We start from the raw sequence: 20,501 nt of genomic DNA, 5'->3' as shown, positions 1-20,501 counted from the left end.
TGTCGGTGCCCCGGGGCACCGGCGGAGCGACGTGGACAGGTTTCTGCTGGCCGCCCGGCGCTCAGCGCGAGCGGGGCGGCCTTCCGGCCCGCGCTGGAGCCTCGCGTCGCGGGGGAGCCCGCCGCGCGCCGAGGTGAATTTCTCGACGCACGTCGTGCTACGCTGCGCCGCGAAATCGCCCGTGAAGCTCATCATCCAAATCCCTTGCTTGAACGAGCGCGACACGCTCGCCCAGACATTCGCGGACCTGCCGCGGTCGATCGACGGTGTGGACGAGATCGAGGTCCTCATCATCGACGACGGCAGCACGGACGGGACGAGCTCGCTCGCCGAGCAGCTCGGGATCCACCACATCGTCCGCTTCGCCAAGAATCGAGGCCTCGCCGCCGGGTTCATGGCCGGCATCGACGCGTGCCTGCGGCTCGGCGCCGACATCATCGTGAACACCGACGCGGACAACCAGTATCGCGGCGCGGAGATCCCGCAGCTCGTCGCTCCCATCCTCGAAGGCCGGGCCGACCTGGTGATCGGCGATCGGCAGACCGATAGGATCGAGCACTTCTCGCCGCTCAAGAAGGTCTTGCAGCGGTGGGGCTCGCGGCTCATCCGGCGCCTGTCCGCCACGGAGGTGGCCGACTCACCGAGCGGCTTCCGCGCGGTGAGCCGGAAGGCGGCGCTGCAGCTCTTCGTACACAACCGCTTTACCTACACGCTGGAGACGGTGATCCAGGCAGGCCGCCGCGGCCTCGCCGTCGCGAACGTGAAGATCACGACCAACCCGAAGACGCGCGAGTCGCGGCTCTTCCGTTCGATCCCCGACTACCTGCGCCGCGCCGGTCCCGTCATGTTCCGGGCTTATGCGATGTACCGCCCTGTGCAGCTCGTGGGCTGGGTCGCGACGGTCCTGCTCGTGTTCGGCGTCGCGATCGGCGTCCGGTTCCTTTACTTCTACCTGCGGAATCCGGACTACAGCGGTTATATCCAGTCGCTCATCGTCGGCACGGGCGCCGTCGTGATGGCGTGCATCCTGGTGGCCGTGGCGCTGCTCGCGGAGCTCATCGCGACGAACCGCCGCCTCGTCGAGGAGGTGCTGATGCGCGTGCGCCGGATCGAGACCGAGCTCGCGGAGCGGGAGCCGGCCCTCAGGCTGGAGGGGATCCAGTCCACCGGCGCGAAGCCGTGGCACAACCAGCAGGTGCAACCGGCGCGAGTGAGCGCGAGGTGAAGAAGAGCCCGGTCCCCCGGACCGGGCTGCTGGTCGAACAGCGCTCGTAGCCCCGGGCCGGGAGCTCAGCCGTCCGGGTCCTCCAGATCGTCGTCCTCCGGGGGAGCCACAGGGTCGGTCGGCTCCGGCTCGGGTGGCGTGCCCGCGGCCGGGGGCTCGGGCGGCGCGCCGGCGGCCGCGGGCGCGGGCGGCGGCTCCGCCCGGGAGGTGTCGCGCTGCTGCCGCAGGTAGACCGTGTAGTTCTTGAAGCGCTCCGCCGCGAAGAACACGCCGTCCAGCTTCACGTTCCGGCCGCTCCGCGCGTTCTTGCCGAGCACCACCGCCTCCGCGGCGTCGAGGAGCGCGGCCTGCGCGTTCGTATCCTTGGGCCACGCCCGTGCGGGCTTGGGCTCCTGGCCCTTGGGCGGCTGGAGCTTGGGGAGGATGTGGAGCGCCTCGACCGGGTAGAGCCCGTCCGTGTAGTAGCCCGGCGCGCCGAGCGCGAGCACCTGATAGGGCAGCTCGTCGGCCGGCGGCGGCTCCTTCGGCATGGTCACGAGCTGAAGGCTGCCGAAGCGGCGCTTCTCGGTCGCGTAGCGGTGCACGAGCTCGTTGAACAGCACGGCGGCCTGGAGCGTGTCCGGCGGGCGCTGGTTCGGCGGATACAGGATGTGGGTGATGCCGACGCTCCGGTAATGCGCGTAGAGCTCGGCCGGTCCTCGCACGGGCTCGTAGAAAATGAGCGATTGCCAGGCCTGGATATCGAAGATGATCTCGCGCTCGATACCGAGCGTCGTGCGGTAGTTGCGGGCGAGGATGCGCGCGTCGGGCGGGGTCGCCCCGTTGATCGCTCGGTGATCCTGGCGGAACTTGAACCGCTGCGCGTCGGTCCATCGCTTCTCGTAGGTGGAGCGGATCAGCGAGAGCGCGCTCTCCAGCCGGCGGGGGCCGGAGTAGAAGGGCACATCGCCGCTCCACACGATCTGGAACACCACCAGCGGCACGAGGCCGAGCCGCGCGACGGTCCCGAGCTGCCATGTGCGGACGAGCAGCGCGGCGGCGGCGGCGATCGGCACCGCGAGCATGCCCTGCAGGTACCGGTCCGCGGTGTACGTGTTGCTCCACATCCAGATGCCGGCGAACGTCGCCCAGGCCGCGAGCGCCGGCCTGCGACGCCCGCGGATGACCAGCAGCATCGGCAGGAGCAGCGTGAAGAGCGAGCCCATCGAGGGGACGTAGCGAGTGAACGAGTAGTGCGGGGAGAACGAGAACGTGAAGAAGTTGCCGGCCGCGATGAGCTGCCGCTCGAGCCCCTTCCCCTTGGGCAGGTAAGGCGCGTTGGGATACGCCTTCTCCATGAACTCCGCGGAGCGCGCGTGCTGCGGGTACGACCGCGTGAACACGCGCTGGGCCAACGGATAAACCGGGTTGTTATGGTAGATGGTGTTCTTGATCAGGTGCGGCGCGGCTGTGCCGAGCGCCACGCCCGACGTGATGAGCCCGGCCACGAGGACGCGGCGCGCCGAGAGCAGCGGCCGCCTGCGCTTCTTCAGGGCGCGGGAGGCCGCGCGCGCGAGCAGGTACGCGGCGCGCGGAACGACGACCGCCGCCGCCATGCCCAGGTGATAGACCGCCTGGTACTTCACCAGCATCGCGCCCCCGAGCGACGCGCCGAGCAGGACGGCATACCGCCTGTCGAAGCGCTCCGCGAAGCGCATCGACGCGAGCAGGACCGGCGCCGCGAAGAAGCCCAGGAAATGGTCGGCCGAACCGCCGGGGTTCTGGTCCTGGACGAACAGCGACGGGAACAGGAAGAAAGCCGCCCAGAGGCCAGGGACGCGCTCGCCCTGGAGCAGGTACCGCGCCAGCGCCGCGACGCCGACCACCTTCCCGAGGACGAACACGAACTCCAGGTGGAGCGCCATCATCCACCGTTGCTCCACGAGCATCCCGGGGACGCTGAAACCCCACGCGTAGAGCATGCTCGCGAAGTGGGGGAACGAGCGGTTCACGTCGCCGTAGAACGGCACGATACGGCCGGCGCGCGCATAGTCCTGCCCGATCGGCAGGTGATACCAGGTCGCGTCGAAGCTGATGGAATCCGGGGTCAGCGACAGCAGATAAAGGAGCACGATGCACATGGCGCCGACGCCCGTGGCCGTGAGCCACAGCCAGCGCATCGTCCCCTTCGGCGTCGTCGAGGCGTCGAGATCGTGCTTCAGCCGCGATAGCCAGCGTGGCAGCTCCAGGAGGCCGCCCGCGAAGAGGGCCGCCGGCATCACGAGCCCGTACCAGGGGCGGATCCAGCCGACCACGCCCGCGAGGTACATGCCGAACACGAAGGCGATGGAGCCGAGCGTCACGCCGAACAGGCCCTCTTCGACCGGCGGCAAGTGCGCGAGGCGGAGCACCCGGCGCAACAGCACGAGGCCGATGCCGAGGCTGGAGAGCAGGAACAGCAGCGAATAGCCCCAGAGCGGCGCGAGCCGCCACAGGAGCCAGTGCTGGACTGGAATGTGCGCGTGGACCACGAACGCGTAGCCGACGAGGCCCATGAGGCACGCGACGGCCGCGAAGACGTTGCGCAGCAGCCTTTCCCGGGGCGAGCCGGAGGTCAGGGCGGCACAGAAGCGGGCCAGGGGGGAGTCGGAGTTCAGGGCAGCACGCAGACGGGCCAGCATGAGAGGGGGCGCATCCTAGCGAGGCGCGGCGCGTCGGCAAAGCAGCCGCGCGATGAGCAAGCCGCCCACGTCCACGGCGAGCGAGGTGGCGCGCGAGATGAGCGCGGCGCCCAGCGCCGCGGCCGGTCCGACGGCGGGGGCGAGGCCGACGGAGAGCAGCGCCTCACGCACGCCGATGCCGCCCGGCGTGGCCATCGCGAGGAAACCGGCGATGGGCGCCAGCACGAACAGGCCCGAGCCGCCGAGCGCCGCGCCCGGCGTCGCGCCGACGGCGAGCGCGGCGCACGCGCCGTGCGCGGCCCAGGTCAGCGAGTACACAGCGTGCACGAGCGGCAATCGCGCCGGCATGAGCGGCCCGCGCCCCTCGGGCGCGAGGAGCTTGCGCACGCGCTCGGGCGCGCGGGTACGATCCACGGTCATGAGCGCGACGAGGACCGCGCCCAGCGCGAGGAGCACCGGCAGCCTCCATGGACCGATGAGCGCGTTCGCGCCCGCGAACTGCTCGCCGCCCGCCGCGAGCAGGCCGAACCCCACCATGGCGCCGACCGCGATGAAGCTGGTGAACTCGATCGCGAAGGACGACCCCACCTCGGCGCTGGTCGTCCCGATGCGCGACGCGCCCAGCATGCGGAACAGCGGCACGCCGACCTTGCCGGGGATGTACCGCGCCGCCTGCGACTCGATGTGCAGCGCGATCGCCGGCCAGCGAGGGATGGGCCGGCCGGTCAGCTCCTCCAGGATGAAGGCCCAGGCGAGCCCCAGCACGACGAGGCCGAGCGCGAGGGGCAGCACCGAGAGCGCCACGAACGCGGGACGGATGTCGAGCGGCGCGCCGCTCTCCCACCTGCGGGCGAGGTCCCGCGCGGCGAGCCCGATGAACAGGGCAGCGACGACGACCATGATCGGGCGCAGCGCCGTGCGCACCCTGGCGAGCGGGCCCCCGATCCGCTGCGGCGGGCCGGGCGCGGGCTCGGGCGGATCCGCCGAGATCCTCGGGGGGGCGGGCGGGGCGCCGGTGGGCGGGGTGCTGGGGAGATCGGCGAGCGACGCGGATCTGTCCTTCATGCGGCCCAGCGCTTCGCCACGCAGAAGACCGACAGGCCGAAGCTCGGCCGGTAGCCGCGCGCGATGAGGTCGACCTCGGCACCGAGGACGGCTTCGAGCGCGGAGGAAGCGAGGCCCGACTTCGGCGAGGGCTGCTTCATGCTGGTCTTGCGAGGGCGCAGCTTGCGCGCGGCGCTCCAGACGGCGCGCGAGCCGACCGCGGCAGGGAAGAGGAGCTGGTTGAAGTAGGCACAAGCTTCCACGTGGAGCTCGGCCGGCAGCGCGGCGCGGAAGCTGCCAGCCGTGTACCGGCGAAAATGCTGCAATGCGCGGTCGTGGTCGCTGAACAGCCACGGATACGCGGGCACCGTGGCGACGAAGATTCCGCCGGGGCTCAGGTGGTCATGGATCCACCGGAGAGCGGCGCGGTCGTCCTCGATGTGCTCGATGACATCGAGCGCGCAGATCACGTCATAGCGTCGGTCGAGCTGGAACGGGATGGATGTGCCGTAGAGCGTCCTCGCCGCGCCGGCCTTCGCGATGGCCTCCTGTCCGAGAGGGCTCACCTCGTTGGCGTCGACGGCCCCGAACTCCGCGAGGACACTCAGGTTCTGGCCGACCCCGGCGCCGACCTCCAGCAGCTCGAGCGGCCGCCGTTCCGGGCCGAACTCGCGCACCAGATGGGCCAGCAGCCGGGCCCTCCCCTTCCTCAACCAGTCGCCGGATTCTTCGGAGTATTGCTGATAGGCAGTCGTTTCCACGCTTCACTCTGCATGCGGGGCCGGATCGCCCTGGGGCGATCCGGTCGGGGGCGGCGACTCTGCTGGTGAGGTCGGTTCCGCCTCGGCCGGCTCCGGGGGGATCGGGATCTCGATCGTCAGGTCGTCCACCTTGCCCGGCTCTTTCCGCGACTTCTTCGGCGGTGGCGGCGGCGGGCGCCGCTTCCGCGGCGGCGTCGTCGTGGCGGCCCTGGCTGAGGCTGACGGCTGCGCGGACGTGGCCGTGGCCGTTTCCACGGCCTTCGCCGTGACGGTCGGCTGGGGCGCGGGCTCCTGCGGCGGTGCGGGCTCTGCCGTGACGGCGGGCGGCGGCGGGGCCTCGCTCTCGGCCGCCGGCGTGCTCTGCGGCAGGCGCTGCGAGCGGACGACCATCTGCCACGCGGCGACGCCGGCCAGGGCCACCAGCGCGAGGGCTGCCAAGCCGGCGCGTCGGCGCCGACGTGAGCCGGGGTCGAACTCCGGAAGCACGCTCTCGCGCGCCTCGTGCGCCACCCCGCTCACGCTGGACCCCTTCATCCATTGGTCCGGCGACTGGCCGGAGCGCAACGCGCGAGCCCGAGGGGCGAGCGGCGGATCGAGCGGGGGCGGCTCGCGCAGCGAGGCGGGGGGCGCGGCAGCCGCGACCGCCCCGACGACCGCTCGCCTGACGTTGTCGCGGAGCCTCTCCGACGACGGGTCCTGGCTCGGCGGCGCCTCGCGCTCGGGGGCGATCGCGTGCGGATCGGCCTGTTGCGGCGAGAGCACGTGTGGCGTTTGCGAGGAGAGCGGCGGCTCGGCCGTGGCGTCTGGCGCGACGGGTACGCCGCTCTGGGGCGCAGCCATCGCGGGCTCGGCCGGCGCCTGGGCCGCGGGCTCGGCCGGCGCTTGGGCTGCGGGCTCGGCCGGCGCCTGGGCTGCGGGCTCGGCCGGCGCTTGGGCTGCGGGCTCGGCCGGCGCCTGGGCTGCGGCCGCGGGCTCGGCCGGCGTTGCGTCTGCGCGTGGAGCGAGCGCCGCGGATGCGGCCGTCGCCGTCCAGGGCTCGTCCACGTCGGTGTCGATCACGTCCTCTTCGAACTCGTCGATGTCGACGTCGACGAGCGAGGACGCGCTGTCGGCGGCCTTCCGGAACGTGTCGCTGGGCGCCGGCGCCGGTGCAGGCGCGTCTGGTGGGGCGTCCACGCCGTCTGTCGTCGCGGACGATGCACCGCTCGGCTGCGCGGAGACCGGCGTCCCGGTGGCGACCGGTGTCTCAGCAGCGACCGGCGTCCCAGTGGCGACCGGTGTCCCGGCAGCGACCGGCGTCCCAGTGGCGACCGGTGTCCCGGCAGCGACCGGCGTCCCGGTGGCGACCGGTGTCCCGGCAGCGACCGGCGGCTTCTGCGATGCGCTGTCGCTGTGCTGCGGCAGCGCCGGAGGTCGATCGCCGGGCCGAGCCGAGAGCGGCGGCCGTTCGCCGAGCTCGGACGAGCCCGGTGATTGCTCGCTGATCTGCGCCAGCGACGGCGTCTGAGGCCGCGCCGTGGGCCGAGGCGGCGCCGGAGGTCGCTCGGTGGCCCGCGGCGGTGCGAGAGGCCGCTCGCCGATCCGAGAAGACAGCGGCGGGCGCTCGCTGAGCGGAGGCCGCTCGGTGAGCCGCGGCGGCGTCTGCGGCCGCTCGCTTGGCACCGCGGGGATTCTCGCGCTCGATCTGGCCGACGGCGGAGCGGCCGGCATGTCCGCCGGCGGCTCGCCCGATCCTCGCTCGGGCGATCGCGTCGAGGCGGCGCCCGTGGGGTCGGCCACCCGGGGGAGCGGCGGCGCCTTCGGGATCACCGAGCCTGTCGCCGGCCGCGGCGGGGCCGCCGGCGGGCGCGTGGGCGAGGCCCGGGGCGGCAGCGGCGGCGGCGACTGCGGCGATCTCATGCTGATCGGGGCCTCGGTCGACAGGTCGGCGACGCGGGCGAGCGACTCCGCGAGATCGCGCGCGCTGCTGAAGCGCCGCGACGGATCGCGGTCGCAGGCGCGCGCGAACCACCCGTCGAAGCTCGCCGGCAGCTCCGGGTTCACCCTCGACGGGACCGGGATCTCGCCGAGCGAGATCTTGATCAGCAGGTCGCCTACCCCCTCGCTGTCGAACGGGAGCTCGCCCGTCACGCACTGGTAAGCGATCACGCCGAGCGCCCAGAGATCCGCGCGGTAGTCGACCTCCCGGAGCCCCTTCACCTGCTCCGGGCTCATGTAGTGCGGCGTGCCCATGAGCGTGCCGACGCTGGTGCGCTGGGCGACCCGCTTCCCCTTCCCCTGCCCCTTCACCTTGGCGATGCCGAAGTCGAGGATCTTGACGATCTCGTCGTCCTCGTTCGCGCAGAGGAAAAAATTCTCCGGCTTGAGGTCGCGGTGCACGATGCCGGCCCCGTGCGCGCGGGTGAGCGCGCGCGCGACCTGCGTCACGATCTTCGACGTCTCCTGGAGCGAGAGGCGGCGTCGGCGCGCGAGCCGATCGAAGAGGTCCTCGCCCTCGAGCAGCTCCATCACGATGAACGGCTGCTCCCCGTCGATGCCGTGATCGATGATCTGCACGACGTGCGCGCTGCGCAGCTGCGCTGCGGCCGTCGCCTCGCGGCGGAACCGCTCGCGCGCGTCCTCCTGCTTCGCGAGCTCCAAATCGATGAGCTTGACCGCGACATGGGTGCCGAGCGCCAGGTGCTCGGCGACCCACACCGCGGCTTGCGCGCCCTGCCCCACGGGTCGGATGAGGCGGTAGCGCTCGCTCAGCACCTGACCAGCTGCAATAGACACGGCGGCAAAAGCCTACGTCGAGGACAACATCCGTGTCGAGTTCATGCGTACCACCTCAGATGCCCTGCGGAACGGTTTCCTTCATCAGCTCGCGCCATTCGTCGTGGGTGAGCTCTGGATAAATGTAGTCGCCCTCGAAATTTGTATGGTGCAGGAGCAACCGGGCGACATCGACGATGGCCTCCGCGACGTCGCCGCCCTGCGCAACGGCCGCCAGGGCGTCGGTCGCTTCACGCACGGCGGCGTGCTGCTTCAGCGCCACCTGGACCTCCTCGGCGAGCCCGCGCACCTGGAAATGCGGGAAGATGGCGGTCTCTTCGTAGCGCATGTGTCGCTCCATCGGCCCACGCAGGAACGCGAGCAGGCTCGCGCGCTCGGCGCGCGCCTCGTCCGCGGAGCGCTGCGCCAGCTCGATCAGCTTCTTCGCCGTGTCGCGAGCGAGCTCTTCCTCCTGGAAGAGCTCGCTCACCATCCGGTCCAGTTCCATGAGGTGCGGGCCGTCGTAGTCCAGATCCCGTGGAGGGTCGAGCGGGGCGCGGCGCGATCCCGCGGCGGAGCAGGTCGACTCCGTCGTGCGCGTCAGTCGTGCGCGCGGGCGCGGACGATCGCGGCGAGCCGGCCGACGACGCCGTTCGCGACCATGGCGAGCACCTGCTTCTCCAGCGCCTGCCGCTCGCTCGGCCTGCCGCCGAACGAGATGCGCGAGCGGGCGGTGGGGCCGCCGACGACGCGGCCGACGACGGTGCAGCTCACGCGGTGGACGTCGCCCCGCGTGGACGAGGTGAACTCGACGACGCGCGCGCTCAGCACGACCGATTTCGCCTTGCCGAAGTCCGCTTTCTTCGCGGCGCTGGAGAGCATGCCGCGCAGCGCGCGGGCCCGCTGGGCCTGGCCCTCGCCCGCGGGGACGTCGACGCTCTTCCATTCGACCTTGGTGTCGCGGGCGAAGGTCGATGCTGGCGAGACCGTGAGCGTGGTCAGGGCCATCACCGCCGAGAGCAGCCATCGTGACGCGCGGCGCATGCGAGCAGGGTAGGGGGCCGCGGGCTCGCCGGCCAAGTTCGCGCACGGCGCACGGCGCGCGGGTGCGGCGCGGCCGCACCTGCGCGTGATCCGCGGCCGCACCCGCGCGTGATCGCCGCGCTCGCGCCGCGATCGGGCCCGCGCTATGCCGTGGCCGGGAAGCGAGGTTCGATGGAGCGCAGCTCGCCGGGGGGAGATCGACGGGATCGACGAGGACGAGATCGACGCGCGCGCGCCCGCGCGCTCCGCGGGGGCGGGTGGCTCGTTGCGCTGCTCGCGATCGCCGCCGCGCCCGCGGCGGGCAACGCACAGTCGCCGCGTCCGGGAGGCGCGAGCGCGCCCGCGGCGGGCAGCGCGCCGGCGCCGCCTCCGGGGGGCGCGAAGGCAGGCGCGGGTGCTCCCGCGGCGGGCAGCGCGCCGGCGTCCGAAAAGCGGTCGCCCATCGTGCTGCCGCGGCGGTGGACCGCCGCGACGCCCGACGAGATGCTCGGCGCGGCGCTGGTCCGGGCGCGGCGGGGCGGAGACGACGCGTTCGCCGGGCTCGTGATCGCGGCGGCGCTCGCGGACCGCGCCGCGCAGGGCCGCGCACGGGAGGGCCTCGCGCAGATCGGGGCGTCCTCCTCGCCGCTCGCCGATGAGGCGCGCTGGCTCGCCGCCTCGCTCGCCCCGGAGCCGCCGGCGGCGACCTGGCCGGGCGCGCGCGCCGTCTCGTACGATGCGCCCCCGGACCCGTCCGGGCTCGTCAAGGCGTTCGCCGTCCTCGGCCCGTTCCAGGACAACTCGGGCGGCGGGCTCGCGCTCCGCGAGGGGCCCGAGGCCGAAGGCCAGCGCTTCTCGGACATGAGCGCCCGCTACGCCTGGGGGGTGTACGACGTCGCGTGGCGCAGGGTGCTGCCCGCCGCGTCGACGGCGCGCGGCGTGCCGCTCGATCTTTACATCCATCCGCGCACGGAGGCCTGCACGTACCTCGCCTCGCGCGTGACCGTCCCGGCCGCGCTCGATCGCAAGCCGATCCTCGCCCACGTCGCCGCGACCGGCGCCGTGCGGCTCCTGTGGGACGGCGCCGACGTCGCCGCGAGCGAGGCGGCGCACGAGCGCCTCGTGCTCGACCGCATCGCCGCGCGCATCGAGGCGCCCGCCGGCGATCACCTGCTCGCCCTCAAGGTGTGCACCGGGGCCATCGCCGACGAGGGGCGCGTCCGCGTGCGCTTCACCGACGAGGACCGCCGGCCCGTGGCGCTCGCGACCTCGTCGGACCTCACGCCGCTCAAGCCGCCGCCGGCCCCGCCCCCGGGCGCGCGGGCCGCGACCGCCGTCGCGACGGCGCTCGACAGGGCGCTCGACGCGGGCGCGTCGCAGTCGCTCGATCAGACCCTCACGGCCGTCGTGGCGCGCACGCTCGGGGGCGCCGACGACCAGCGGTCGCCCCGCGCGCCCGGGCTGCTCGACCGCGTGACGCGGTCGCCCGGGATCTCCGCTGACGCGCTCGCGCTGGCGGGGTGGGTGTCGCCGTTCGGCGCGAACCGCAGCGGCTGGCTCGAGGCCGCGCGCGCCCGGGGCCTCGCCGAGAAGGACCGGGCCACCGCGGCGTTCGCGCAGCGCCGGCTGGTCGCCGCCCACCTCGCCTCGGAGCGGGTCGACTGGGCCGCGGCCGCGCTGCGCGAGGAGCCGCTGCGCTCGGCGCGCGATCCCGAGGCGCGCGTCCTCAGGGCGCTCGTCAAGAAGAAGCTCGCGACGGCGGGGCTCACGCGGGCCGGGCTCGAGGAGCTGCTCGCGGTCGAGCGCGAGCAGAAGGACCGGACGCCGGTCGTCGTCTGGCAGGAGATCGCGGCCGCGGCCCGGCTGGACCCGGCGCTCGAGCTGCGGGCCGCGCGCAGGCTCGCCGAGATCGCGCCCGAGTCGCGGGGCGCGCCCTACGTGCTCGCGTTCGAGCCCGACGGCGGCGCCGCGCTGGAGGTGGCGGCCGCCGGGGCGCTCGCGCAGCAGACGTCGGCCGAGGACGTCATCCGGATCGGCCGCGCGCTCCACGACGCGGGCCGCGTCGCGTGGGCGCGCGAGGTGCTGTCGTACGCGACGCAGGTCGCGCCGAACCAGCCCGCCGCGTTCCAGGCGCTCGCCGCGGTGCGAGAGGATGGCGCGGGCGGCGCGGGCGCGCGGCCCCAGGCCAACGCCGCCGCGTCGCGCGTGGCCACGGCCGCGCTCGCGCGGGCGCGCGACCTCACGCCCGGCGATCCATACCTCAAGGCCGAGCTCGCGCTCCGCCTCGGCGAGGGCTCGGCCGGCGCGCCGGGCCGGCAGCGCATGCGCGACGAGCAGCACCTCGTCGCGCCCGGCGTCTTCCTCGCGCGCGGGCGGCAGACCCCGGCGAAGAAGGGGGAGGTGGCCGACCGGCAGCTCCACTGGGTGCGCGTCGTGACGTACCACCCGGACAAGCGCGTCTCGCAGCTCATGCACTACGCGCGCGAGATCGTCATCGAGCCGCGCACCGATCAGGATCTCTACGAGCGCGACATCCCCGCCGAGGGGGAGGACACGGAGCTCCTGCTCGCGCGGGTCCACCGCAAGGACGGCACGGTGGCGCAGCCGGACGAGCAGGGCGCAGGCGGGCAGAAGCCGTTCGTGCGCTGGCCCGAGCTCAAGGCGGGGGACGTGGTGGAGGTCGCGGTGCGCTCGTGGACCCGGGGCCCCGTCGGCCGCCGGGGCGACGCGCCGTTCTACTTCATCGACTACGTCGGCTCGACCGACACGCGGCCGATCCTCTACAACGAGGTCGTCGTCGACTCGCCGGCGAGCGATCCCCTGGCGATCGACGTGCTGAACGGCAAGGCCGAGCGGGTGCTCAGGTCCGAGAATGACGGCCGCCAGGTGACGCGGTACATCTGGGACGACCCGCCCGAGGTGCCCGAGGAGCCGCTCGCCCCGCACCTCGCGGAGGTGCTGCCGGTCGTCGTGGGCTCGACGTTCCACGGCTGGCACGACTTCCGGGAGTGGTACCGGGGCGCGGTCGCCGGCTTCATGGAGCCCGACGATCAGGTCCGCCGGCTCGCCGCGGAGCTCACCAAGGGCAAGGCCACGCGCGAGGCAAAGCTGCGGGCGCTCTTCGACTTCGTGGCGGACGACATCCGGTACGTGAACTTCGTGTCGGGCGAGTGGTGGCTGCCGAACCGCCCGCAGGAGCTCCTGGCGCGGCGCCAGGGCGACTGCGACGACAAGGCGATGCTGCTCATCACGCTGCTCAAGTCGATCGGCATCGAGGCGACGGAGGTGCTGGTGCAGACGCGCTACACGGGCCAGCCCTCGCTGCTCCGGAGCGAGGTGGCGGCGATCCCGGTGTTCGATCACGGCATCGCCTACCTCCCGGGCGCGGGCGGCGCGCCGGGCCTGTGGCTCGACGCGACGAGCCCGCAGAGCCGCCTTGGGCCGCTGCCCGCGATGGACGCGCGCACGCTGGCGCTGTTCGTCGACGAGGGGCCGCCGAAGATCGTGGAGACGCCGGCGAGCTCGCCCGCCGATCACGGCGTCGACGCCGAGTGGACGATCGCGCTGCTCCCCTCCGGCGCGGGCGAGCTCGCGGCGAAGGAGCGGCACATCGGCGACGCGGCGTTCGAGCTCCGGTCGAACCTGGCGGAGGCCGACGCGCGCGCGCAGTGGGTCGAGCAGTACCTCGCGTACGGCTGGTTCCCGACGGTCGACGTGAAGCCCAAGGTGGCTTTCCAGGCCGATCTCCCGCACGGGGCGGCGACGCTCGAGTACGAGGCGCGCTCCGAGGGGCTCGCCCGCCGCGAAGGCGCGGAGCTCTCGGTGCCGCTCTCGGGGGCGTCCACGATGACGTCGCAGCTCGCGCCGCTCGTGAAGCGCACGCTGCCGGTGGTCCTGCCGCCGAGCTTCGCGCCGCGGCACCACAGCCGGACGATCACGATCACCGCCCCGCCCGGCTACGCGTTCGCCGAGCTCCCGCCGGGCGGCGACGAGAACGGCGGCGCGTTCGGGCGGGCGACGATCTCCTTCGCGAAGGTGCCCGGCAAGAACGCGGTCGTGGTGAAGGAGCGCGTGATCCTCGATCAGTCGACCATCCCGGTGGCGCAGTACGCCGCCTGGCGCGGCTGGCTGCAGCGGGTCGACGGGCTCCTGCACCGGATGGTGCGGCTCGCGCCTGTCGCGCCCGCGACCAAGCAGGCGCGCAGCGCGCTGGGCACCGAGGCGGGCGGCGGCGCCAACGCGGCGCCGCAGGCGCGCGGCGCGATCCGCTGACGAGCGGCTTCGCTCCTCGCGCCGACGGCGCGTAAGGCTCTTGCTCGTCCGCTCGCGGCGGCGATCCGGGGCGCCGCGTCCACCCGCCGGCCACGCGCGCCATCGCGGTTGGTACCGTTCTGGCTAGCCGTGCCCTGGCGTACGCACGCACAACCCCGAACGCGCTGCCCAGGGGAGGGACTCGCCATGTCGCTCGAAGAGTACCGACGCCCGCGAATGATCGTTCTTAGCCCGCGCTCGACCGCTTATGACGCCGTGAGGGCGATGATGGACAACCACGTCGGCGCGGTCCTGGTCCACGACGGCCAGCGCCTCGCCGGCATCGTGACCGACCGCGATATCGCGCTGGAGATCGTGGCAGGCGACCTCGACGCGCGCAGCACGATGCTGCGCGACATCATGTCGGACGAGATCGCGACGCTCGAGCTCGACGCGTCGATCGACGACGCCGTGCGCACCATGCGCGATCATGCGTGTCGGCGCGTGCCGGTGACCGAGCAAGGCCGGCCCGTCGGCCTCGTGACCCTCGACGATCTGCTCGCCGATGGGATCATCGACGCGGAGGCCGCCGGCTCCGTCGTGAAGGCGCAGCTCGAGGTGGCCGCCCGCTTCAAGCCGGAAGGCGCGCTGCACCCCGAGGGGACCGCGCGCCCGGAGCGCTCGCACGGCCGCGTGCGCGCCCTCACCCGGCGCAAGGCGCGCGCCGACAGCGCCTATGGCCGGCTGATCCACGCCGTCGAGCGCCACAGCGGCCTCCAGCAGCGCGACCGCGCCGAGCTCGCGCTCCAGATCGTCCTCGGCTGCCTCTGCCGCAGGGTGACGCCCCAGGAGGCGCGCCACCTCGTCGCGCAGCTGCCCTCGAAGCTCCACCCGTCGCTCGAGCCGTTCCTCGACGGGCCGGACAAGCGCATCACGACGGCGACCATCGAGGCCGACGTCGCGCGCGAGCTGCGCATGGACCGCGAGGCCGCCGGCTTCGTGCTGCAGGCGATCTGCGAGGCCGTCGCGGACAGCGTGTCCGCGGGGGAGATCGAGGGGTTCCGCGGTCAGCTCCCGCTCGACATGAAGGACCTGTTCCCGCCGACCCCGCTCCGCCGGGCCGTCTGAGCGGGGATCGGCTCGGCGCGACGAGGCCGCGCGCCGCGCTCCACCTACGCTTGCGGCCAGACCACGCCGCGGGCGCGCAGATCGGCGACCGTGTCCGCGAGGGTCTCGAGCGGGTCGCGCGGCGTCCAGCCGAGCTCGCGCCGGGCCTTGGTCGCGTCGAGGTACCAGAAGTGCTGGCCCATCTCGGCCGACACCGGATCGACCGGCAGATCGAACGGCAGCCGCTTCCGCGCCTGCTCGATGAGGTGCGCGCCCGCCTTCGCGAGCGCGATGCTCCGCGGCAGCCGCAGGGCGGGGGCCGGGACGCCCGAGATGCGCGCGAGGCGGCGGAAGAAGACCTCCAGGCTCATGTTGGCGGCGCCGAGCAGGTAGCGCTCGCCCGGGCGGCCCTTGTCCATCGCCAGCGCCATGCCCTGGGCCGCGTCGCGGGCGTCGACGAAGGAGAGGCCGCCCGCGGGGGTGAAGGGGAGCCGGCGCTCGAGGAAGCTCACGATGTCCCCGGTCGAGGCGCCGTGGACGTCGCCCGGGCCGAGCAGGATGCTCGGGTTGACGGCGAGGACCTCGAAGCCGGGCCCGCTGCGATCGAACGCCGCGCGCTCGGCGTACAGCTTCGAGCGGTAGTAGGGCCAGCCGGCGATGAGGTCGATCGGCGTCGCCGCCGTCTCGTCGCGGACGTCGTTCGGGTCCTTGCTGACCGCGACGACGCCGCTCGTGCTCGCGATCACCGCGCGCTTCACCCCCGCGTCGCGGCAGGCGTCGAGGGTGATCTTGGTCCCCTCGACGTGCGTCCGGTAGAGCGCCTCGGCGTCCTCGCGCCGCCGCGAGACGCGCCCGGCGCAGTGGAACACCCCGTCGCAGCCCTCGGCGGCGCCGCGCACCGACGCCGCGTCGAGGATGTCTCCGCGGCGGAGCTCCACGCCCTGCGCGGCGAGCGCGGGCGCCTCTGCCCGGCAGAGCGCCACCACGTCATGGCCACCCCCACGGAGCGCCGTGACGAGGTGCGATCCCAGGAAACCGGTCGCGCCGGTGACGAGATAGCGGCTCATGCGAGGTCGAACACCTTCTGGAAGGTCTGCAGGAGGGAGATGTCGTTCGATTTCACGAGGCCCGTCATGAACTCCATCGGGCTCGGTGTGTAGGCCTCGCGGACGATCTTGGTGAATATCTCGGGCGTGGTCTTGAGGACACAGTCCGCTTGCTGGCTTGGCTTACCGATCCGCGCCTCGCAGCTGGCCGCGTCGATCCGCAGCGTCCACTTCGCCTCGTCCTCCGTGCCGAGCGTCACGTAGTAGGTGATCGGCTGGGTGACCCGCCCCGCCACGTATTTCGACTCGAGCTCGCGGAACAGGAGCGTGAGCGGGTGCTCCTTGGTGGTGGTGGCGGCCTGATCGATGCTCTCGACCCGGCTCAGATCGAGGGCGCCGCCGTCCTTGAGCTTGATGACGGCGAGCTGCGTGAGCTCCGCGACCTTGCGGCAGGCCACCGCGTACTTCATCCCGGCGGTGAGCCGCCGGAGGTCGCCGATCGCGAGCGGCGGCCCGATGCGCGCGACGAGGTCGCGGCGGATCGGGACGGTGCGCCCCTTGGGGAGCGCCTCGAAGGTGCCGCCCAGGTAGAGGGGCAGGATGTCGACGTTGTGGGTGAGCGCGAGGTGCCCGATCGCCGGCTTGAACTCGAGGATGCCGCCGTCCGGGCTGCGCGTGCCCTCCGGGAAGAGGAGCACGGTCCGCCCGCGGTCCAGGATCTCGCCGGTCTGGCGCAGCGCCGTGCGGAGGCCGCCCTTGCGGTCGAAGGGCGCGAGGTTCGTGAGGTTCTCGAAGTAGGCGCGCCGCCAGCGGTTGCCCTCGAAGAAGTAGTCCTGCGCGGCCAGCGAGACGAGGCCGTCCCCGTAGCTGCCGAGCGCGAACTTCACGAGGCCCATGTCGAGGTGGCTCGCGTGGTTCGAGACGACGATCGTGTTGCGGTTGTGCGGGATGAACGCGCGCCCGTAGACCTTCGGGCGCATGACGTTCCCGTAGAAGCCGGACTGGACCTTGTTCATCCAGTGCTTGGCGAAGTCGGCCACCGGGCGGGGGATGTGGATCGGCTCCTCGCCCACGCCGTGCGCGTTCGGCTCCGTGGTCGCCGCGCCGGCGTCCTGCGCGACGGCCGCCGCGCCCGCGCCGGCCGCGGCGGCCTCGGCGGCGAGGCGCGTGACGATCGCCTTCACCTCGGAGCGCTTCACCTGACCGGACGCGGTGCGGGGCAGGTCGGCGTCGTCGAGGTGGATGGCCATGGGGTGGCACGGCTTGGGCAGCGCCTGGATCGCCGTCCGGAGCGCGTCGAGCGCGCGCTCGTGCTGCTTGGCCCGCGCGAGCGCCTCGTCGTCCTCGCCGTCCTTCGCGCCCGGCGCCGTGGGGACGGCGAGGCAGGCGACCTGCTCGCCGCCGCGGCCGTTGTCGATCCCGACGATGGCGAGCTCCTTGACGTGCTCGACCTTGCCGAGCATTCGCTCGATGTCGGCCGGGTACAGGTTCTCGCCCTTCGCCGCGCTGATGACCTCGCTCTGCCGGCCGACGAGGACGAGCCGCCCTTGCTTGTCGAGCTTGCCGAGATCGCCCGTCCGGAGCCACCCGTCCGCGTCGAGGGCCGCCTGGGTCGCGTCCGGGTCGTCGGCATAGCCCTTCATCACGTTGGGGCCGCGCGCGAGCACCTCGCCGACGCCGTTCGCGTCCGGGTTCGCGATCTTGATCTTCACCCCGGGGATCGGCTTGCCGACGTTCCCCGGGCTCGCCGCCGGCGAGGGCTTGGTGACGGTCAGGAGCGGCGCCGCCTCGGTCAGGCCGTAGCCCTCGGCGAGCGGCAGGCCGAGCCCCTTGAACACGGCGGCCGTGTCCCTGGGGAGCGCCGCGCCGCCCGAGATGAGGAAGCGGACGTTGCCGCCGAGCGCGTCGTGGACGCTGCCGAAGAAGAGGCGCCCCGCGTTCAGGCCCAGGCTCTTACCGAGCATGCGGTTCAGCTCCATGGCCCAGCTGAACGCGGTGGCCGCGGCGGGCCCCTGCTCCTTCACCCTGGCGACGATCTGGCGCTCCAGCATCTGCCAGAGCGCGGGCACGCCGACCATCGCCGTGACGCGCGCCTTCTTCAGCCCGTCGCTCACCCGATCGGCCGAGACCTCGTCGAGGTAGATGATCCGCGCGCCCTGCGACAGCGGCAGGAGCAGGCCGCAGGTGACCTCGAAGGTCTGGTGGAGCGGCAGCACGCTGAGCACGCGGTCGCTCGCCTTGAGCGGGAACAGCGGCGCCAGCGAGGCCAGCAGCGCCGTGAAGTTGCCGTGCGTGAGCAGCACGCCCTTCGGCTCCCCGGTCGTGCCGCTCGTGTAGACGACGCTCGCGACGTCCTGGCTGCCCACGCGCACGTCCGGGGGCGCGAGCCCGTCGCCGGACGCCGGGCCCAGGTCGGGCACCTGGCCCTCGGCGAACCCGACCATGTCGAAGGCGACAAGGTTCGGCAGCGCCGCGCGCACGTCGGCGCCGAGCTTCTCCGCCACGCCGCCGTCCCAGAGGACGACCTTCGCCGTCGACGAGCGGAGGACGTCCGCGAACGCCTTCGCGTCGAGCCCGGGATCGATCGGGACGGCGACGGCGCCCGCGCGGAGGATGCCGAAGTAGGCGACGGGCCACGCCGGCTGGTTCGCGCCGGAGAGCGCCACGCGATCGCCGCGGCGGACGCCGAGCGCGGCGAGGCGCGCGGCGGTCATGCAGGCCGCGTCGCGCAGCTCGCGGTAGCTCGTGCGCGAGAGCCCGTCCTGCTCGAACCGCTGCACCGAGAGCGCGTGATCGAAGCGCTCGGCGACCTCGTCGAGCAGGTCGACCAGGCTGTCGTAGGGCCGGAGCGGCTTGATCTCCCGGCGGAGCATCTCCTCCATGAGCGGGAAGGCCCACTTCTCCAGGCCGGGGAGGTGCACGTTCCAGATGTAGTCGCGCCAGTCGATCTTCTCGGGCGCCCAGACGAAGCGCGCCCGCTCCTCGGGGGGCATGCGGGCCATCGCCGCGCGCGTGTTGGCGCAGGAGTAGACCCAGTCGCCCTCCGCGACGAACGGCATGAAGACCTCGAGGAGCGTGGCCGTCTTCTGCTCGGTCCTGGCGGCGTTCTCGAGCGCGGCCGCCGCCGGCTTGAGGAGGGCCGCGGCGGGGCCGACGCTCGCCGTCTTGAGCAGGCCGCCCAGGCCGCGGAGGGCGCCCTCGATGGCGCGCGCGCCGTGCGCGCCGTACTGCTGCCGGGTCAGCCCGCGCGGCTCGAAGCGGGACGACACGACGTCGAAGAGCGAGGTCTTCTTCCCCTCGAACACCTGCCGCCGCTTGTAGAGCCCGGCGAGCTCCAGGTAGCGCGTCACGCGGCAGCCGTTCGTGTCGGTCGATCCGTACTGGTACACCGCGGGCGCGCGGCCCTCGATGAGCTCGCAGAGCGAGGCGATCATGCCGCTCGCGGTCATGTCGACCGGGATGAGGTCGAGCCGCACGTCGTGGTCGCCCGGGAACTGCACCTGCCCCTTCGAGGCGAGGTAGAGGTACGGCGCCGAGGTGTTGATCCCCTCGTTCCAGCCGGTGAACGGGAACTCGACCGCGGTCTCCACGACGGCGGGGCGGACGATGGTGAAGGGCAGCCCGGAGCTCGCGAGGACCTGCTCGCCGATGCTCTTCGTGTAGGTGTAGATGTTGGTCCACCCCCAGAAGAGCGCGCGCTCCTTGCCGGCCTCGATGAGCCGGTCCTTGATGAACTTGCGCTTCACCCTGGCGAGCTCGTTCTCGAGCGCGCTGCCCCGGCACGGCTCGCTGCGCGAGGCCAGGTTGGCCTTGGCCTCGTCGAGGAAGGCGCTCTGCCGGAAGGCGTCCTCGCACCGCTGGCGCGCCTGCTGCACGAGGTCGAGGCACTCGCTGATCTCGCGCTGCGGATCCCAGTGCGATCGATCGAGGGTCCGCTTCGGGCAGGCGGCGCCGAACCACGTCTCGCCCGCGGCGCGGGGGAAGGGGATCTCGGCCGGGTGGTTCTCCTCGATGAGCCCGGAGCGGTAGCCCGCGACGAAGCAGGTGCTCGTGTGCATCACCTTGGCCCCGAGGGTCCGCGCGAGCTCGACGAGGTTGCTGATGCCGAACGCGTTGACCTCGAGCGCCTCGTCGAGCGGCGGGTTGAAGTCGACGACGCCGGCCACGTTCACGACCGCGGCGATGTTGCCCGTGAGCTCCCCGACGCGGTCGCCCAGCCCGAGCAGCGGCAGGCCGACGTTGCCGTTCATGGGCGTGATCTTCTGCCGCAGGTACTCCTCGAAGGCGGGCCCGGGGTACTGCTCGCGGATCGGGTCGAAGACCGGCGAGGTCACGATCTGCGACCAGAAGCGCTCCTCCGGCGACTGGTTCTCCTTGGCCCGGACGAGCAGGTAGATGTGGGCGATCTCCGGGAACCTCGCGAGCAGCATGGCCAGCCAGACCTTGCCGAGGAAGCCGGTCCCTCCGACCACCACGAGCCGCTTGCCCGAGAGCACGTGCGACGGCACCAGCGGCGGGGCCGCCGCGGTTTCGTCGCCCTTGGCCCCACCCGGCGACCCCGGCACTGCCTCTCCGGCGCCGGCCCCGTTCGTAACACCCATATGGCTCATCGAGACTCCAGGAAGGCCGC

General features: G+C 73.0%; 11 protein-coding genes. 3 read left to right on the top strand and 8 right to left on the bottom strand.

The window, feature by feature from the left end; translation table 11 throughout:
• The first annotated feature begins 181 nt into the window (after window positions 1-181).
• Window positions 182-1,225 carry a glycosyltransferase family 2 protein gene (locus tag WME97_RS43190; RefSeq protein ID WP_437546651.1) on the top strand — a complete coding sequence of 348 codons (1,044 nt, stop codon included), beginning with the start codon at window positions 182-184 and terminating at the stop codon, window positions 1,223-1,225.
• 65 nt (window positions 1,226-1,290) lie between these two features.
• On the opposite strand, the gene WME97_RS43185 is transcribed toward WME97_RS43190, so the two are convergent.
• From WME97_RS43185 to WME97_RS43160, 6 genes are all read right to left on the bottom strand, one after another.
• A complete protein-coding gene (locus tag WME97_RS43185) occupies window positions 1,291-3,885 on the bottom strand; it encodes a hypothetical protein (protein ID WP_437546649.1) in 2,595 nt (864 codons plus the stop codon).
• A gap of 15 nt (window positions 3,886-3,900) precedes the next feature.
• Window positions 3,901-4,950, bottom strand: a complete 1,050-nt coding sequence (locus WME97_RS43180; RefSeq protein ID WP_437546647.1) for a lysylphosphatidylglycerol synthase domain-containing protein — start codon at window positions 4,948-4,950, stop codon at window positions 3,901-3,903.
• On the bottom strand, window positions 4,947-5,690 hold the full coding sequence (locus tag WME97_RS43175) for a class I SAM-dependent methyltransferase (protein WP_437546645.1): 744 nt from the start codon (window positions 5,688-5,690) through the stop codon (window positions 4,947-4,949). The genes WME97_RS43180 and WME97_RS43175 overlap by 4 nt, the downstream gene beginning before the upstream one ends.
• Before the next feature lie 3 nt (window positions 5,691-5,693).
• Window positions 5,694-8,465, bottom strand: coding sequence for a protein kinase domain-containing protein (locus WME97_RS43170; protein WP_437546643.1), 2,772 nt, complete (start codon window positions 8,463-8,465; stop codon window positions 5,694-5,696).
• Between the two features lie 55 nt (window positions 8,466-8,520).
• The gene (locus WME97_RS43165; RefSeq protein WP_437546641.1) at window positions 8,521-8,952 is read right to left on the bottom strand and encodes a hemerythrin domain-containing protein; all 432 of its coding nucleotides are present in this window, start codon (window positions 8,950-8,952) and stop codon (window positions 8,521-8,523) included.
• A 92-nt stretch (window positions 8,953-9,044) separates the two neighbouring features.
• Entirely contained in the window at window positions 9,045-9,488 is a 444-nt protein-coding gene (locus WME97_RS43160; protein WP_437546640.1) for a hypothetical protein, read from the bottom strand.
• A 171-nt stretch (window positions 9,489-9,659) separates the two neighbouring features.
• Between WME97_RS43160 and WME97_RS43155 the strand changes: the two genes are divergently transcribed.
• A complete protein-coding gene (locus tag WME97_RS43155) occupies window positions 9,660-13,739 on the top strand; it encodes a transglutaminase-like domain-containing protein (RefSeq protein WP_437546638.1) in 4,080 nt (1,359 codons plus the stop codon).
• A gap of 186 nt (window positions 13,740-13,925) precedes the next feature.
• Complete coding sequence (locus WME97_RS43150; RefSeq protein WP_437546636.1) at window positions 13,926-14,846, top strand: DUF2267 domain-containing protein; 921 nt, start codon at window positions 13,926-13,928, stop codon at window positions 14,844-14,846.
• 44 nt (window positions 14,847-14,890) lie between these two features.
• Here WME97_RS43150 and WME97_RS43145 read toward each other — a convergent pair whose 3' ends face one another.
• Together WME97_RS43145 and WME97_RS43140 are read right to left on the bottom strand one after the other, a co-directional pair.
• Window positions 14,891-15,892: an NAD-dependent epimerase/dehydratase family protein gene (locus tag WME97_RS43145; RefSeq protein ID WP_437546634.1), complete on the bottom strand. Its 1,002-nt coding sequence runs from the start codon at window positions 15,890-15,892 to the stop codon at window positions 14,891-14,893.
• Entirely contained in the window at window positions 15,889-20,481 is a 4,593-nt protein-coding gene (locus tag WME97_RS43140) for an AMP-binding protein (protein ID WP_437546632.1), read from the bottom strand. The genes WME97_RS43145 and WME97_RS43140 overlap by 4 nt, the downstream gene beginning before the upstream one ends.
• Window positions 20,482-20,501: the final 20 nt, after the last annotated feature.

The sequence above is a fragment of the Sorangium sp. So ce367 genome, assembly GCF_051520455.1.
GTDB lineage: Bacteria > Myxococcota_A > Polyangia > Polyangiales > Polyangiaceae > Sorangium > Sorangium cellulosum_B.
This window is presented reverse-complemented; position numbering and strand designations above follow the sequence as displayed.